The 17146-nt window shown below is 55.5% G+C and carries 6 protein-coding genes; 3 read left to right on the forward strand and 3 right to left on the reverse strand.

Features of this window, described 5'->3' with window-relative positions:
- Positions 1 to 140: 140 nt before the first annotated feature.
- The 3 genes from OGY35_RS14460 to OGY35_RS14470 all read right to left on the reverse strand — a co-directional run bounded on the left by OGY35_RS14460 (position 141) and on the right by OGY35_RS14470 (position 11912).
- The gene (locus OGY35_RS14460) at positions 141 to 9455 is read right to left on the reverse strand and encodes an autotransporter outer membrane beta-barrel domain-containing protein (RefSeq protein WP_286632630.1); all 9315 of its coding nucleotides are present in this window, start codon (positions 9453 to 9455) and stop codon (positions 141 to 143) included.
- 197 nt (positions 9456 to 9652) lie between these two features.
- On the reverse strand, positions 9653 to 10225 hold the full coding sequence (locus OGY35_RS14465) for a helix-turn-helix transcriptional regulator (protein WP_286632631.1): 573 nt from the start codon (positions 10223 to 10225) through the stop codon (positions 9653 to 9655).
- A 511-nt stretch (positions 10226 to 10736) separates the two neighbouring features.
- Positions 10737 to 11912, reverse strand: coding sequence for a coiled-coil domain-containing protein (locus OGY35_RS14470; RefSeq protein ID WP_152405570.1), 1176 nt, complete (start codon positions 11910 to 11912; stop codon positions 10737 to 10739).
- Positions 11913 to 12210: 298 nt separating this feature from the next.
- Here OGY35_RS14470 and OGY35_RS14475 point away from each other — a divergent pair, with 298 nt between their 5' ends.
- The 3 genes from OGY35_RS14475 to pheP all read left to right on the forward strand — a co-directional run bounded on the left by OGY35_RS14475 (position 12211) and on the right by pheP (position 17048).
- Positions 12211 to 13296, forward strand: coding sequence for a YncE family protein (locus tag OGY35_RS14475; RefSeq protein ID WP_286632632.1), 1086 nt, complete (start codon positions 12211 to 12213; stop codon positions 13294 to 13296).
- A 63-nt stretch (positions 13297 to 13359) separates the two neighbouring features.
- A complete protein-coding gene (locus OGY35_RS14480) occupies positions 13360 to 15543 on the forward strand; it encodes a TonB-dependent receptor (protein WP_286632633.1) in 2184 nt (727 codons plus the stop codon).
- A gap of 116 nt (positions 15544 to 15659) precedes the next feature.
- Positions 15660 to 17048, forward strand: coding sequence for a phenylalanine transporter (gene pheP / locus OGY35_RS14485; protein ID WP_152405567.1), 1389 nt, complete (start codon positions 15660 to 15662; stop codon positions 17046 to 17048).
- The last annotated feature ends 98 nt before the right edge of the window (positions 17049 to 17146 follow it).

Genomic DNA, 17146 nt, shown 5'->3' on the forward strand with positions numbered 1-17146 from the left:
GTCACGAGTAACGTGTTGATGTTCCAAAGCCTGTAGGCCGGGTAAGGCATAGCCGTCACCCGGCATAATCCCAGTTCGACACGTTGTCAGCAATCTGAAATCCCTCCGTATCACAGAGGGATTTTTCATATCAGACGCTATCAGAACGACTTTTTAAAGCCAATGGAGGCATTGACCGGCGCTTCCACCTGCGACTTATGCCCACCGTTGTTGAACTGCGTTCCCAGTTCGCCGTACACCTGCAGGTCGCGGTCGATGTTCCAGCTCAGACCCGCTGCCACTTCGGTACTGGAATACTGCTGCGAGGATTCCAGCGTCGTGGTCGCAACCGCATTGCTGAAGTGCGTTTTGTCTTTTGATCCCAGTCCCTGCCACAGGTTGACGCGACCATAAGGCTGAATCTTGCCGCGGCGGGTGTCATAGTCGGCCTTCAGCCGCAGCCCTACGCGGGCGGTGAAGGCATCGGCGGTATCGAGTTTGACTTTCGTCTTCGTCGCGCCGCCCAGCGTGCTGTCATCAAAATCGCTGTACTGATAGATCAACTGCGCCTGTGGTTCCAGACTCCACGCGCTTGCCCCTAAACGGAACGCTCTTCCGATTTCCGTCGAGGCGGTCAGCGTGTGGCCCTTCACGGTATGGGAACCATTGTTTCCGGATGCTGACAGGCGAGCATCATGGTTTCCGTATTGCAGGACGTTATCAACGTACATGCCATTAGTGGAGAACCAGGTGGCATAACCGCCCAGGTAAAACGCGTTGTCGTCAATATTACCGCCTTTACCCGCGCTGCCCGCCTTACTGCCTTTGACGCTGCTGTCGATATCCAGAATGCTGGTGTACACACCGGCTTTCCAACTGGCATCCGCGTAGAGGTCAACCCCCGCCTGAATCCCCATCGTGTGGCTGGTGGTCTGCGTGCCGGTGACATCGTCCAGTTTGGTTTTACCGGAGTAGCCGATCATTCTCGCCCACGCTCGGTTGTCGTCATCCAGACCCGGTCGCACGTCATCCCCCATTCGCTGGTGCAGGTTACCTAACAGGCTCAGGTCACCCTGACGCACCACGCTGGCGAGACCCGAGTAGAGCATGGTTTCCGGACGATAGGCGCTGCGCAGATACCAGTTTTCGCCCTGGCCTTGCGTGTTGCCAGCATACAACTGGTATTCAAACGCCCCGGCGGACATGCGGTTACTCGCCAGATAGAAACCGTCGCGTGTGGATTGCGCCGTGGTGGTGGCGCCGTTTTTCGCCGTCACCACTTCGATCCCGTCACCTACCGTCGGCGCGCCCAGTCCGGAACCGTCCACCTTCAGCAGCGTGCTGCCGCTCACCTTACCGCCATCGATCACCAGTCGATCCGCAATGCCCTGACCACTGTTGCTCTGCGCGGCGGCTAATTCAAGCGTCCCGTTTTTGCCGCTGTAATCGCCTTTTACCGTTAACGCGGAGCCAACCGCCGCTCCCGTCAGCGACACGTTGCCGCTGTTGGTTAATCCGGCGACCGTCTGGTCGTACCCTTGCGTTTTCAGCGCGGTGTCGCTTGCCACATAGTGATGAGACGCGGCGCTCAGCGTATTGGCGCCACCGGCTTGCAGAACGCCACTGGCGACAAGCGTTGCCCCTTTGTAGCTATTCGTTCCTTCCAGCGTGGTGGTGCCGCTGCCGGTCTGGTGGAACTGTCCTTCGCCGCTGATGTTGCCGCTCAGGGTGTAGCTGTTGCAGCGTTTCACATTCAGTATGCCGTCAGCGATGATATCGCCCTGGACGCTGCCGATCTCACCGCCGTTACCCAACTGCAACGTTCCCTGCACGACGTGGGTACCGCCGGTGTAGGAGGTGTCCAGCGTGAGCATCAGCGTGCCCTGACCCGTTTTTGTTAACTGACCGCTGCCTTCAACGTCGGTCAACAGCGCGACGTTGAAGCCGTTGGTGTCGAAGGTCCCGCCGCCGGATTCCAGCGTCACTTGACGCGCGGTATTAAACGCATCGCCATATTTCAGCGTGCCGCCATTAAAGGCGATCCCGGTATTGGCAGCGCCGAGGTTTTTATCGCCGGAAACCTGCAGTGTCCCTGCCGTAATGGTCGTGCCGCCGCCGTAAAGGTTATCGCCGGTCAGGATCAGCGTGCCAAGATCGCTCTTATTGATGCCGCCAGTGCCGCGGATCTGGCTGTCGATGGTGGCGGTATAGCCTGCGCCATCGACGGTGCCGTCGCCGACGCGAATCAGCGTATTGGCGGTATCGGTGGTGATGGCATCACCCGCCACGCGATAGCCATCGGTGGCAAACTGCGCGCCGCTGATGATCACATCGCCCAGGCTGTTATCCACGGTGACGTTGCCTGCCTCCCCCTGGAAGACGGCGAAAGCGGCATCGGTGAACGGGGCGTTCAGGGCACCTTCCGGCGTGGATTCATCGGTGGTCCAGTTGTCGTTGCCATGGCTGGATTGCCAGATACCATCGCCGCCGTTGATCACGCCGTTGTTTTTCAGTTCGCCGTTTTCACCGCCGGTGCCGTCCCAGAAACGCAGGGTCAGACCGCCGTGATTCACCAGGTTGACCTGATTTTTCACCGACGTCTGCACGTACAAACTGTCCGCCGCCGCCGGGGCGTTGGCAATGTCCATTACGTTGTTGGTCAGCGCGCCGGAGTAGTTAATGACGCGATAAACACCGACATCGAAACTGCCGCCGGGTGAGGTTGCAATGTTGAGCTTGCCGTCGAGCACCAGATCGCCGTTGACGTTAATCAGGTCGTTGAAGGCGCCGCCTGGGGTGTACGCCTGACCAAACTGATAGTCCAGTTGCGACAGGTCATTCAGGGTCAGCGAACCGGTGGTCAGTTTGCCGACGCTGTTGATCGTGGAACCGGCTGTAATATGGCCGTTATCCGCCACGTTCACCGCGCCGCCAATAATGCCGTTACCGCCGAGCGTCGCACCCGCTTTGACCGTTACATCACCGGTCGCCGCCGCCTGGTTACCGTTGACCAGCAGTACCCCTTCATCGACCGATGTGGTGCCGGTGTAAGTGTTGTCGCCCGTTACGGTCAGCGTCCCGTCACCGATTTTCACCAGGTTGCCGTGGTCACCGCTGATGATGCCGCTGATGATGTCATCCAGCGCCAGATTGCCGAGGGAGAGGGTTTTATCGCCCAGTTCAACGTTACCCGCGCCGGAAAGCGAACCGATAGCGGTCGCGCTGTCGACGTGGCTGACATCGACGTTGCCGCCGGACTGGTTTTTCACCGTGGTCATTTGTGCCAGCGCGCGACCGGCAAAGGACATCAGCCCGTGGTTGGTCACGGTTGCATTACCGCCGCTGGCATTCTCTTCCAGCGCCAGCGTACTCTCTTCAGACACGTTAATGGTCGACTGTCCTGCCGTTGCATTGTCTGCGATCAGCGCCTTTGCTTTGCCATTCAGATTCAGCGTCGCACCTGCCGCAGTGACCGTGTCTTTCAGCGTTAACAGGCTGTTGGTAATATCCAGCGTCAGCGATTGCAGGCTGGTTGCTGCGCCGCTGACGTTCAGCGTTGCGCCTTTCGTCACGCTCACCGTGCTGCTGGCATTGCTGCCAAATACGCCGGTCTGGCTGGCATTCACCGTGACGTTATGAGTCTCACCGGTACCTTCAATCAGCGTCGTGCCCTGATAGCTGTTGGCCCGATCGAGCGACAGCGTGCTGGCCGCATCACGGGTACTACTGGTGACTTTCAGGTTGCCTGCACCGACTATCTCGCCGACAGGGGAGAAGTGATGCGAATTCAGATCGAACACGGCAGCCGCGCCAGAGGTGCCCAGGGTGAGGGTGCGCTGGGTGGTGAAATCTGCGCCCAACTGTAACGTTGAACCGTTGTTGATGGTGACGCCGGTCCCGGTCTGGCCCAGGTTGTTATCCGCCGAGATTTGCAGCGTACCGCCGTCAATGCGCGTGCCGCCACGATACGTGTTGTCACCGCTCAGAATCAGACGGCCCTGGTCGGTCTTGACCAGCACCAGACTATCCGCACTGTCACCTTCGCGGATCGTTGATTCGATCGTCGCGGTGAAGTTTGCACCCGCACCGCCAGAACCGACGCGCAGCATCAGCTCATCGCTGCCCGCGGTGGTCGCCCACGCGTTCAGCGCGTCGCCTTTAATGATATAGCCGTCCGCGTCAAACTGTGCGCCGGAGAACTGAACGTTACCCGCACTCCTGTCGACCTCGACCGTGCCGGCGTTGCCGGTAAAGACGGCGAAGGCTTTTTGCGCCCACGGTGCGTTGCCGATTCCGTCCTGTTGCGTCCAGTTGTTATCGCCCTGGCTTCCGATCGCCATCCATCTGCCATCGCCACCGTCGATTTTTCCGTTGCCTTCAATCCCGGTTTTACCGTGGTTTTCACCCGTCTGCGCGCCGTCCCAGAACTGCAGCGTGACGCCGTTGGCATTGACCAGGTTGACCTGTTTATCCAGCACCGTCTGGACAAAAATGTTGCTCTTATCCTGACCCGCCGGGACGTCGCCAAGCTCCAGCGTCTGGTTGTCGAGCGTGCCGCCGTAGTTATAGAGACGGTAGACGCCCGGTCCAAACGTGCCGCCAGCGCTTTGGCTGACGTTCAGCGTCCCGTCAAGCAGCAGATTGCCGGCAACATCGACCAGATCGTTTTGTGCGCCGCCAGGCACGAAGGCCTGCCCCAGCTCAAATGCAGAGGTGGTTTTGTTGCCCAGTTGCAGGCTTCCGTTGATCTTCAGCGTACCCGCGCCGCCGTCGCCTGCGCTGAGCGTGGTGGCGTCATTCATCACGACGTCGCCGCCGAGGGTTCCGGTGCCACCCAGTGTTGCAATGCCATTCACGGTTGTCATGCCCGTTGCGGCTGACTGATTACCGTTGACCAACAGCGTGCCGTTGTCGACGGTGGTCTCCCCTTTATAGCGGTTGGCGCCGGTTAAACGCGTAATACCTTTACCGATTTGTTCCAGCGCGCCGATACCGGAAATCACCCCGTTAAGCAGAACGTTGTTACTGCGGTTAACGGTCAGAATACCGTCATCAACGATCTGCGAAACCGGGTTGATACCGCCCGTCGTGCCTCCCTGACCCAGATGTAATACACCGCCCTGATTGATGGTGGTCGAACCGCTGTAGCTGTTATCGGTGGTGAAAACCGTCGTGCCGCCCGTTGCGCGGACAAAGTTGCCGCTACCGCTGATAGTCCCCTGATAAATCTGGCTGTCGGCACCATTGCCCTGGGTATCAAAGATGATATTGCTGGCGTTGCCACTGGTGGTGATGTTGTAGTTGCCAATGGTTGCGCTGGTATTACTCACGTCCCGATGGTCACCCGTGCGCAGCGTCGCACCGTTGTTAACGGCGAGGGTGCCGTCGGTCAGCGTCAGGCTTTCAACGATACGCATATCCGCCTGCGCGCCCGTCAGCGTTAACGTATTCCAGCCGTTGCCGATGTTGGTTCCCAGGCTGAGGTCATCCGCCAGCAGCGAACCGACATTACCCGTGGTATTCGTGAAGGTGAGGGCGTTGCCCGTCCCGGCGAGCGTGGTGATGTGACGCGTGTTCGTCAGCGATACATTACCGATGTTGGCCTTGTTGTTGGTTGTCCCCGCGAAGTTCACCTCTCCGGCAAACGTTCCGCTGTTCCAGATAAAGCGGTCGCTACCGGCACCGGTGTTGATGACGCCGCGCGTATTGCCGCCGCTGATGTTGATGGTGTCGTTGCCGTTGCCGGACTGAATCGCGACGGCCTGGTCTGTAGCGGCGAGGATCGTCCCGGTATTGGTGATAGTTTTGCCGTTGTTACCGCTGGCATCCACCACCGGACCGTTCAGGCTGTTGGAGGTGATGTTGCCGCTGTTGGTGAGGGTGGAAACGTCTTTTGCCAGAATCGCCGAACCGCCCGTCGCGTCCTGAACGGTGATATTGGCGCGGGTGGTCAGTCTGCCGTTGGTACGAGCATCGATCCCGTTCCCTGTGGCATCGTTGTTGTCGTTGTGCACCAGTACCGTGTAACCGGTGCCGATAGTCAAATCGCCGGTAGCGTTGTCGCCGTTCTCCTTCATGAAGGCAAAGCCTGAACCAGAGCCGGTGACGTTGAGCATATTGTTGGCGCCATCTTTCACGTTCAGCGCCACGCTGGTGCGGATCCCTGGGCCGTTGTTGGCGTTAATCGTGACGTCGTTTAGCGTGATATCCGAGCTTTCGGCATGGTTCTGAATCCCTGCGCCGCTGCCCAATGCGCTGATGGTGACGCCTTTGGCCGTCAGCGATCCGGCCCCCGCTTCAAGACGAATACCGTCCGCCGTGCCGTTGGTCGTAATGGTATCGGCTAAGCCACCGCTTCCCGCAGTCATATTCAGCGTTGCGCCATTGGTCAGCAGCACGCCAGCAGTGCCGTCATCGACCTCTATTGCACCCAGCTTTTTGATTTGTGCGTCTTTACCGGAGGCGCGAACGCCAATCCCGTTGCTGACGTGCAATACCTGGGAGGCGTTGTTGCTCAACCGTCCCCCTTCCTGCACGTCGACGCCGATACTGTTTTTACTGGCGAGATCGATAACCGCGTCCTGTTGCAGAACGATATTGCCCAGATTTTTCGCCACATAGGCGATGACGTTCAGCCCATCCACGGCGGATCGAATGGTGGCACTGGTGTTGAGAACGGTCTCGACGGGGGCGTTCTGTTTGCTACCGTTCAACTGATGCGCCTGCCCATCGACAATCCCGGCGGTGGTGTTTGAGCCGGTCAGTTCGATAAGGGTCTTATCGCTGATGGTACCTGCTGCGCCCCCTTCCAGCAGCAGGGCAGCAGCCCCGTTACCGCTAACGGTGAACGTCGCTTCACCCGTATCTACGGTGCTGCCTGTACCGGTTGCATAGACGCCAATGGATTTTTCACCGGTTAAGGTCATCTTGAGTGTAGACGACTGATTATTCTCCGGATTGATCGTATCGCCGGCAAAGTTTGCACCGTTAGCAATGCGGAACAGCGTCGTGCGCGCCTGGCCGTTGTCATTCATATCGGCTTTGCCGATATTGGCGGTCGCACCGTTGCCGTACAGGTAGTAGCCAATTTGATCGCTATTTTTGAACAACGGACTGCTGGTGCTGTTAATGTTTGCCACCGCATTATCGCGGACGTGAACGCCAATATTGCCGATGGCTTCCAGCGTGATCGTGGAAAGCACATCGACGACAGCCTGAGAAGTCGTACTCCCCTCAGCCCAGATCGCATAGTTACGGTTCGACGTGCCGCCGTCGCCTGCAACCGTGATTGTTCCCGTATCGCTGGACGTGACATGCGCGTTCTTCGAGCTGGCGGTCAGATGGATACCGATGTTGTTGTGGCCATTGACGTTAATCTCGCCGTCGTTGCGGATCTGCTGGCCGTTTTCGCTGCCGCTGTCGCGTACCGAAATACCGAAGTTCGGGCTGGTGCCGGACGACGAGTCACCATTGAGGGTGATTTTACCCGTGTTGATCACGTTCCCGGTGGCGTTGCCGACCAGGATCCCGGCGGCGTTACGTACCCCTTTTCCAAGGGTGATCGTTCCGTCATTGGTGACATCGCCTGAGCTTCTGGTCAGGATCCCGGCGCTGGGACTTGCGCCGCCTGCCATATTGACATCCTGCGAGAGGTCACTGGCCTTACGCCCAAGATAAATGGTGGCACCAGGAGCGTTTGCGAAGGTGGCATTACCAGACACTTCAACGCCGTAAGCCGTCCCCTTACCGAAAGCGTCGCCGTTACTCCGTCCCTCCACGACGTTAATCTCACCCTTGTTGGTCCCATGGGTTTCACCGGATAACTGCATACCGATAGCGAGCGTCAGAGAACTGTTGGGTTTATCCGTAGACCACGGATCGGCTGCCGCTGCAGTCCCGTAGTTGTTGGTCGTAATCGCCTGGTTAATCGTCCCTTCGTTTACCACGGTGCTGTTTCCCAGCCCCTGCATGCCGTAGGCGCCGTAACTGTTTACGTTCTGATTACCATCTTTATCGATAAACAATCCGGAATTGATCGTGCCACGGTTCGTGGCGCTGGCGTCACTGGCCAGCATGCCAATCGCCAGCCCCTGCCCGGTAGAGGTCCGCAGAACGTTCAGTGCACCCTCATTGAAGATAGAACCACCGTCATCGGCCTTCATTGCCCCATTGATACTGCCATCGACAGCCAGAATTGCTCCCGGGGCCAATGTGCCGGTGGTGTTTTGTCCATTGGCGTAGATAGCATGCAGTTCCCCTGTGCCTGCCGTGGTGTTGTTGGTGTGTGCCAGCCCGTCAGTCCAGACATCGTAATCCCAGGTTAACAGGTCGGCATTGGTGCTGGAGGTCAGCAGTTGATTGATGAGACTGGCGTAGTAAGTCTGTGCGTCAGAAACTTTACTGATTGCACCAGAATCCAGCCACAGCTGGATCTGGCTGATATTTTGCCCGTCGGGTGTTTTGGCGCTCTCACTGCCAGCACCAATCAGCCAGTTGTTGAAATTCGCCAGATCCGCCGTGTTTTTAATGGAAAAGGTGCGGTTACCTGTTTCAACGACCTTGCCTTCTTCATCGTAGCCGTAGGTCATTAAGGTAATGTCTTCGCCAAACACGGTGGTTTGTTTTGAGCCGGCGTAGGTTTTGGTCGGTACGACCGGTGCCGCACCAAACTGGATGTAGTTATCGGATTGCCAGTTGACCTTGCTGTTTGGTTCCTGTGCTTTGAGCAGAGAAGAGTCTTTTGCCAGCAGACGGATATCATTTTCTCTTACTTTCAGTGTGTTATCACCAATGTTGAGATTGGCGGTTGCGCCATTTTTGGCAAGGGCAAAGCCAAACTGCTTATAGATTTGCGACACATTGGCATCAAACGTGTTGAGCACCGCATCACCAATCTGCGAGACGCTAATGAAACTTGCCAGGCTTGCGGTATCAAACACCTTCAGGGTTGAGGTTTTTTCTGGATCGGCCGGGTCAATCACCTGAAATTCCACGCTTTGCTGCGGGGTAGACGACTGTGTATGACTGAGGTATTCCGCCAGTTCCTCAATGGTGGTGATAGATTTTTGCTCGTTGGTGAGGCTGGTGGCGGTGAGCGTAATTTTGCCGCTTTCCAGCAGATCCCGGATGGTGGACGACTCCACAATGCCGGTCTGTCCGTAGGCGATGTTGGGGATCGCGCCGGTAACATTCAGTTCGCTGCCGCCGGTGTGGTTTTCATATAAAAAACCGTAGTCGAAGACGTCCTGATGGACGCCGGCGGAGATAACATCCGGGTAATCATCAGTGATAATGTGCGTTCCGGTGGTCACGAGAGGGGCGGCGATGGCGGTCAGAGTGGCCCCGGCGAATAAACCGGCAACGATCTGCAGTCCGGTTTTACGTGAGCGACTTTTTTTCTTCCCCTTTGATAATTCGGAGGCGACAACCCAAAGCCCGAGTGCCGCATTCCATATAATATTGTAAACCTTATTCATAATAACCTCGTCTGCATTTCTGTTTTTTTGTTGGTTGGTGCGCTGCGCTTGTGGTTAGGGTTGGCTCACGATGAGTGCTGCCTGGGTTGTCAAATTTTGGGAAAAAGAGACCCTTCCGCAGGGCGGAATAATGCTTAGTGATTGAACGCGCCTTAAATAATCGTCATTCGTCCGTGTCTTATTTCCTCGGTTGATGGTTAACGATAATGGAAAAGCCTGTATTTCAGATGGGTGTTGCTGTGCCCCAGTTTTTTGGCAATATTGCTTTTATAAGCACCGATTGTTTTTTCGCTTTTATGTGCAATATTGGCGATTCTGGTCAGCGACCAGCCCCGGGAATACATCATCATGACGTTAAATTCATTAATGCTCATGGCATTGTCCAGCGGACGGCTCACGCTCGTGTTCTTGCTGCTAATGAGGTGAATCACCCGGCGGTGCAGTGCGTCAAGGCTCAACGCGTGGTCGAGAAAATGCATCTGCATGCCGCAAATAGCCTGGAACACCGCAAAGGTTTCGGCATCCGTCAGCACGAAAAGCATCAATGATGAACGCGAGGAGAGACGGCGAATGATGCTGGCGTATTTCAGAATATCTGTCCGTTCGGGATGAATGATGAGGTAATCATTATTCTGGACCGAAGGAATAGAGGAGGGCGGCAAGTGGGTTGCGTAATACTGCATGCCATAATAGATTGATGTCCCGCGCAGGATATTTTTCATGCCAAGCCAGGTGTAATAATTGTCACCAAAGAAAATAGCTTTTGACATAAAATTCTCCTTAAATTGGCTATAGCATCCTGCCCCTCTTTACATTAAATGAAGGGTTTATTCCCTTGTCCGGGAATTAGTTCAAATTCACATTTTTTTATTGTGATTATTCTCAATTGAAATATTACGCTTTGTTAAAATTTAAGATAAATCGTTTATTTCGACTTCGGGAGAATGATTGATAGTTTTCACTTATTGATAGATGTAAACAGGAGGGAAAATAATGAGGAATATGCGGGGTTGTCTTAAAAATTACGGAAACAAAAGAGGAGGGAAGGTGCGCTGTCAGGTGAGGTGGGATAAGCGTGACGATCCAGAGTATCGTGCGTTAAGAATATTCCTGGTTAATGTTGCAATGGAGAAGTTAAGGTGAGTGGTAACGGTTGAAAATTTGACATTGATTGGTTTATTGTTTTGGTAAGTTGCTTTTGATGTGAAATTAAATTTCTAAATTATCGTGATTATCATGATTAAGCTTTGTTTTTGATTATTTGTGCTGAGCAGGCAGGCCTTAACCCGCCAACAGATCCTGCTCAACGTGTTTGACCTGATTCTCCAGCGTGTCGCGCAGCTCAGCCAGTGCACGCTCCTGCTCCGAAAAGTATGCCTCTTTATCGCGAAGCGATGTCGCCAGACGCCAGGCATTTTCCGCTTCCAGCTCGGCTATCTCTTTCAGCAGCGCGTCAATCTGGATCCGCAACTGTTGGATTTTCTGCCGCAGATGGTCGAGATTGTTCAGCCGATCGCTGGCCATCATCGGCTCAAGACCGCTTTGTAGCTGGGTGAGCAGGGCACGAATGGCCGCCAGATCGGCGTTTTGTCGTGCCAGATTAAGCTGCACCATCATCTGATGCGCTTTTTCTTTCAATTCGTCGGCGACAACGTCCGGATGACACAGACGGCTGGCCTGACGCCACAGGCGCTTAAGTTCATTGCGCTCGTCTGCGGAAAGACGTTGATCGCGTGCGAAGCGGTGCTGGGCATCCTGCTGCTGTTCCTGATATTCCTCATATTCATGCGCCGCTTCTTCCTGCGCCTGCCGCGTGTCACTGTCATCCTGGCGGGAAAAATCGGCTTCCAGTTCACGGATCTCGGCGAGCAGATCGGTAATCAGCTCCGTTTGCTGCTGGATGCGCTGTCGAATGTCGACCGCAGAGCGAGAGGTCGAGTCCATGCCCATCCACTGCTGCTTGAGCTGTGCTAACCGATCGATTGCCAGCGAGATGTACTGCTGACAGGAGAGGTAATCTTTCTCGCGGCGTCTGCGCTCCGCTTCTTGTCGGCGCTGGGCGCTAGCCGCGAGCTGTTTACGCAGCTCCAGAATACGGCTCATTAACGGCCCGAGGCGCAAATGATACTGGTCGTTGAATTCATCCAGAATCTGAATACGGGTATTGCGGGTGTCAATCAGCTCGCGCAACTGACTTTCCAGCGCTTTAAGTTCCAGTTTGCTGGCAGCAATCGCCGGATCCTGCCAGCTGGTTATTGCGCGCTGATTTTGCAACCAGGTGGCAATTTCACGCATTGCATCACTGAACCGGCGCGTCTCGATAGCCTGGGCAATTGCCGTTATTACGGGATCGCCAGATTCCCGCTGCAGATGCACAAGCTGCTGCTGGATTATCTCTTCATCCTCAAGTTCGATGGCGCTTTTAATGATTTCGAGTCGTTTGATGATTTTATTCATGACACCGTTGCCTGGCGTGACCGACACATGAATGACAATATTTAGGTTAAGTCATTCGTTTGAAAAATATAAAAAAAGTGCAAATCGCATTCTGTGGCCTGTGGGGCCTGTTCGTCCAGAATAATTCGCAGAAATTATCGTTCATCTACCATTTTCGTTTGAGCTCTCACAATTCGAACCTCTGTTTCATTAAGGGTATTTTTTGTGCGAAATACGCTTGCTTCGAAAAAGAGAATAAGTATAGTTCTCATTCTCTTTATTGTTTAATGCGTATCTTTTTTTGGTAAGGAACCCAGGAATGAAAAAAAACATAACCGCCCTGGCAGTGCTGATCGCGGCGGCATTAAGCGGTTGCGCGGCCACAACGCCCGCCACCACGGCGACAAATACCGTTGAAAAAGTGGAGACGCCAGCAGTGGCGACCGATACGTTAAAACGCGCTCTGGCGGATGGCCTGTATGAGATGGCGTTAAATCCAGCCGGGGACGCGCTGTATGTCGCCAGTGCCGAAGGTTTTAAAGATGTTCAGGGCGGGGTGGTCTATAAACTGGATGCCAAAACGCTTAAGACAATCGGGCGCAGCCATACGGATCTGAAAAACTTTGGCATGGCCATTTCACCAGACGGCAAAACGGTGTACGTCACCAACTCGCTGGACGGTGGCCTGAGCGCGTTGAATACCGCGGACGGCAAAGTCAAAAATCGCGTCCTGTTCCCGGAGCGGAATCCGGAAGGTTTCCCGTATGGCGCACGTCAGGTGCTGCTGCATAACGGTCTGCTGTATATCGGCGCGGTCGCCGATCCCGCAGTGATCTGGGTGGTCGATGCCGAAACGCTGAAGCTGAAAACGCGCATCAAAAACACCGGTAAATGGATGACCGGTCTGCACTACTCCGAAACGACTCAGCGCATCTACGCCGCGAATGGCGGTGGCGAGATCCTGGTCATCAACCCGCGTAACCAGCGCGTTGAAAAACGCTGGAAGCCGCTGGGCGACAAACCGGCGCTGCTGTTGAATATGGCGGAAGATCCGCAAACCGGGCGACTGCTTGTGACCGACAATTCCAAAGCGAAAACCACGCTGGTGCTCGATATCCACACCGGCAAGGTGCTGAAACAACTGGAAGTGGGTGACTCGCTATCCGTTAAATTCAACGCCAAACGCCACGAGATTTACATCACCCAGCGTGATTCCGGGAAACTGCTTAGCCTCAACGCGACCGATTACAGCGTGAAGAAAAGCTGGGATCTGCCGCCGAACCCAAACAGCCTGCTGCTCTCAGCTGACGGTCAGACGCTGTATGTCACTGTGAAACAGAAATTTAATAAAGATCACTCAACCGATGCGCCGGACAGCGTCGTACGCATTGCGCTGAATAAATAATAAAAACCAGCCGGGGGACGCCTGTCGCCCCCCGGTACATTGACTCCTTTTGATGGCATTCACATGAACAACACCAAAACAATTCTGGCGCTGACGATTGGCGCGATCTCTGGCACGGCCTGGGCGGCGGACACCGCGAAAAAAGCGGAAGAGACCATCGTGGTCCAGGCGACAACCAATAATGATTTCAAACCGGGTGGCGACACGCTGCTACCCGCGTTTCTCGACGGGCAGGTTGCCAACGGCGGTAGGCTGGGGATGCTAGGCCAACAGAGCGCGATGGATGTGCCCTTCAACGTCATCAGCTACACCTCTAAACTGGTTGAAGATCAGCAGGCAAAAACCATCGCCGATGTCGTAGCAAACGATGCGGGCGTGCAGTATGTCCAGGGCTACGGCAACAGCGCGGAAAGTTTCCGTATCCGCGGCCTGAAGTTTGATGGCGATGACATGACCTTTGGCGGCCTTTCCGGCATCTTACCGCGTCAGGTGGTGGATGCGCAGATGGTGGATCGCATCGAAATCTTCAAAGGGGCAAACGCCCTGATGAACGGTGCTGCAAGCTCCGCCGTCGGCGGGATGATCAACCTTGAACCGAAACATGCAGGCGATATCCCGCAGGCCAAAGTGGGCGTGGATTACACCTCAGATTCACAGATTGGCACCACGCTGGATGCCGGTCGTCGCTTTGGCGACAACGACCAGTTTGGCGCACGGGTGAATCTGGTCCACCGTGAAGGCGAAACCCGAATTCAGGACGATCGCCGCCGTACTACGCTGCTCTCCACCGGTCTGGACTACAAAGGCGATAACTTCCGCACCTCGCTGGACGTGGGTTATCAGAAGAAAACCTTCCACGGCAGCCCAACCAGCGTCAACATTTCTGCGGTCGATTTCATCCCGACACCGCCGAAAAATGACCGCAACTTCTCGCAGAAGTGGGCGTACAGCGATATCGAAAACGAGTTCGGTATGTGGCGTAGTGAATACGACATCACCGACAACTGGACCGCCTATACCGGTCTTGGCGCTCAGCACGCGCACGAGGAAGGTCTCTACAGCGCGCCGAAACTGCTGGGTAAGAGCGGTACGGCCACTGCCAGCCGTCTTGATACTAACCGTATCAGCGACACGGTGAGCGGCATGGCGGGGATTCGCGGCAACTTCGATACTGGCTTTGTCTCGCACAATGTGAACGTCGGCTACTCGGCGCAAAGCAAAAACGAAAAAATCGCGTGGAAGATGTCCAAAGCGGCGGATAACCCGTATACCAACATCTACCATAACAGCGACGTTGATGCGCCAGCCAGTACCAACTCAAACGGCAAGGGCGGCAACTATAGCGATCCACTGACCAGCGGACGTACCCGCACTCAGGGCTGGTTGTTAAGTGATACGCTGGGCGTGCTGGATGATACACTGCTGTTTACCGTCGGGGCACGCCATCAGAAAGTGGTCATCCGGGGTTATGACAAAGTCACCGGCGCGGAAAACGCCGCCGACGGTTTCGACGGTAGCCGCTGGATGCCTACTTACGGTGTCGTCTACAAACCGTGGGAGGAGATCGCTTTCTACGCCAACCACACCGAAGCGCTGCAGCCGGGTAAAACGGCGCCCAACACCGCAACCAACTATGGCCAGAGCACCGGTATCGTCCATTCTAAACAAAATGAAGTGGGCGTGAAGGCGGACTTCGGGCGCGTAGGCGGCTCGCTGGCGCTGTTTGAGATCAAGATGCCTTCGGCGATCCTTGACAGTGAAACCAAACATTATGGTCTGGATGCTGAACAGCGTAACCGTGGCGTTGAGCTGAATGTCTTCGGCGAACCAATGCTGGGAATGCGTCTGAACGCCAGCGCCACCTGGCTGCAGGCGGAGATGACCAAAACCAACAATGGCCTGAATCAGGGCAACGATGTTATCGGCGTGCCGAACTTTTACGCCGTGCTGGGCGCCGAGTATGACATCAAACCGATTGAGGGGCTGACCGCCACGGCTCGCGTGAACCACTCTGGTTCTCAGTATGCAGACCTGGCCAATACCAAAAAGCTCGACAGCTTCACCACTCTGGATCTGGGCATGCGTTATCGCTTCGCGCTTAACCAGAACCAAAATCAGATGACCGTTCGCGCGGGCATCGACAACGTCACCAACGAAAACTACTGGGCCAGTGTTGATGATTCCGGCACGTACGTCACCCAGGGCGAACCGCGCACCGTTAAAGTGTCCGTTGGTTACGAGTTCTGAGTTCCACCTCGTTATCAGGGGCAAGGATGCCCCATCCATTCCCACGCCTTTAACTTGCTACCTCCAGCATGAAGTGTTAAAACGTGCCCCTTCTAAAAAAGAGACAGGGGTAGGACGTGAGAGACGCGTCATCCGCTTCAGGCAACGGTCGTTCTGAAGCGTCGTCGGAACAGACTCCGACGCTGCAACGTGGTTTGCAAAATCGACATATCCAGTTAATCGCCCTCGGCGGCGCAATTGGTACCGGGCTGTTTTTGGGTATCGGTCCGGCGATTCAGATGGCGGGTCCGGCAGTACTGCTGGGTTATGGCATCGCCGGGGTTATTGCCTTTCTGATCATGCGCCAGCTCGGCGAAATGGTCGTCGAAGAGCCGGTATCGGGCTCTTTCGCTCACTTTGCCTATAAATACTGGGGGCCGTTTGCGGGCTTCCTGTCAGGCTGGAACTACTGGGTGATGTTTGTGCTGGTCGGGATGGCTGAACTGACGGCCGCCGGTATCTATATGCAGTACTGGTTACCCGACGTTCCCACCTGGGTCTGGGCCGCGGCCTTCTTTATTATCATTAACGCCGTCAATCTGGTGAACGTCCGTCTGTACGGCGAAACTGAATTCTGGTTTGCGCTCATTAAAGTACTGGCGATTATCGGCATGATCGGCTTTGGCCTGTGGCTGCTGTTCTCGGGTCACGGCGGCGAGCGGGCGACCATCGACAACCTGTGGCAGCACGGCGGTTTTCTGGCGACGGGCTGGAAGGGGCTGATTCTGTCGCTGGCGGTAATTATGTTCTCTTTTGGCGGGCTGGAGCTTATCGGGATCACTGCGGCAGAAGCCCGCGATCCGCATAAAAGCATCCCCAAAGCCGTCAATCAGGTGGTGTACCGTATTTTGCTGTTTTACATCGGTTCGCTGGTGGTTCTGCTGGCGCTCTATCCGTGGGTGGAAGTGAAATCCGACAGTAGCCCGTTTGTGATGATTTTCCACGATCTGAACAGCAACGTGGTGGCTTCAGCGCTGAACTTCGTGATTCTGGTGGCATCTCTGTCTGTTTATAACAGCGGCGTTTATTCCAACAGTCGTATGCTGTTTGGTCTGTCAGTTCAGGGCAACGCCCCGAAGTTTCTGACCCGCGTCAGCCGTCGTGGCGTGCCGGTGAACTCACTGCTGCTCTCGGGCGCTATCACTTCGCTGGTGGTGCTGATTAACTACCTGCTGCCGAAAGAGGCTTTTGGCCTGCTGATGGCACTGGTGGTGGCAACGCTGCTGCTGAACTGGATCATGATCTGTCTGGCGCATCTTCGTTTTCGTGCTGCGATGCGTCGCAAAGGGCGCGACACCCAGTTCAAGGCGTTGCTCTATCCGGCGGGGAACTACATCTGTATTGCCTTCCTGGCGATGATCCTCGTGCTGATGTGCACTATCGACGACATGCGTCTGTCAGCCATGCTGCTGCCGGTGTGGGTCATCTTCCTGTTTGTGGCGTTTAAGCTCTCCCGCAAAAAGTAACCCTGTAGATGCCCGGTGGCGCTTTGCTTGCCGGGCAGACAAAACGGTTACCCGCCACCACCGCTCTCCACCTTTATCGTGACCCTTCTCTCAATTCT

The sequence above is a fragment of the Citrobacter sp. Ct235 genome (assembly GCF_030332305.1).
GTDB classification, from domain to species: domain Bacteria; phylum Pseudomonadota; class Gammaproteobacteria; order Enterobacterales; family Enterobacteriaceae; genus Citrobacter_A; species Citrobacter_A telavivensis.

Excerpts from the sequence above, each read along its gene's own strand:
- OGY35_RS14475 (WP_286632632.1), top strand. The coding sequence starts at position 12,211 with ATGAAAAAAAACATAACCGCCCTGGCAGTGCTGATCGCGGCGGCATTA.
- OGY35_RS14465 (WP_286632631.1), bottom strand. The coding sequence starts at position 10,225 with ATGTCAAAAGCTATTTTCTTTGGTGACAATTATTACACCTGGCTTGGC.
- OGY35_RS14480 (WP_286632633.1), top strand. The coding sequence starts at position 13,360 with ATGAACAACACCAAAACAATTCTGGCGCTGACGATTGGCGCGATCTCT.
- OGY35_RS14460 (WP_286632630.1), bottom strand. The coding sequence starts at position 9,455 with ATGAATAAGGTTTACAATATTATATGGAATGCGGCACTCGGGCTTTGG.
- OGY35_RS14470 (WP_152405570.1), bottom strand. The coding sequence starts at position 11,912 with ATGAATAAAATCATCAAACGACTCGAAATCATTAAAAGCGCCATCGAA.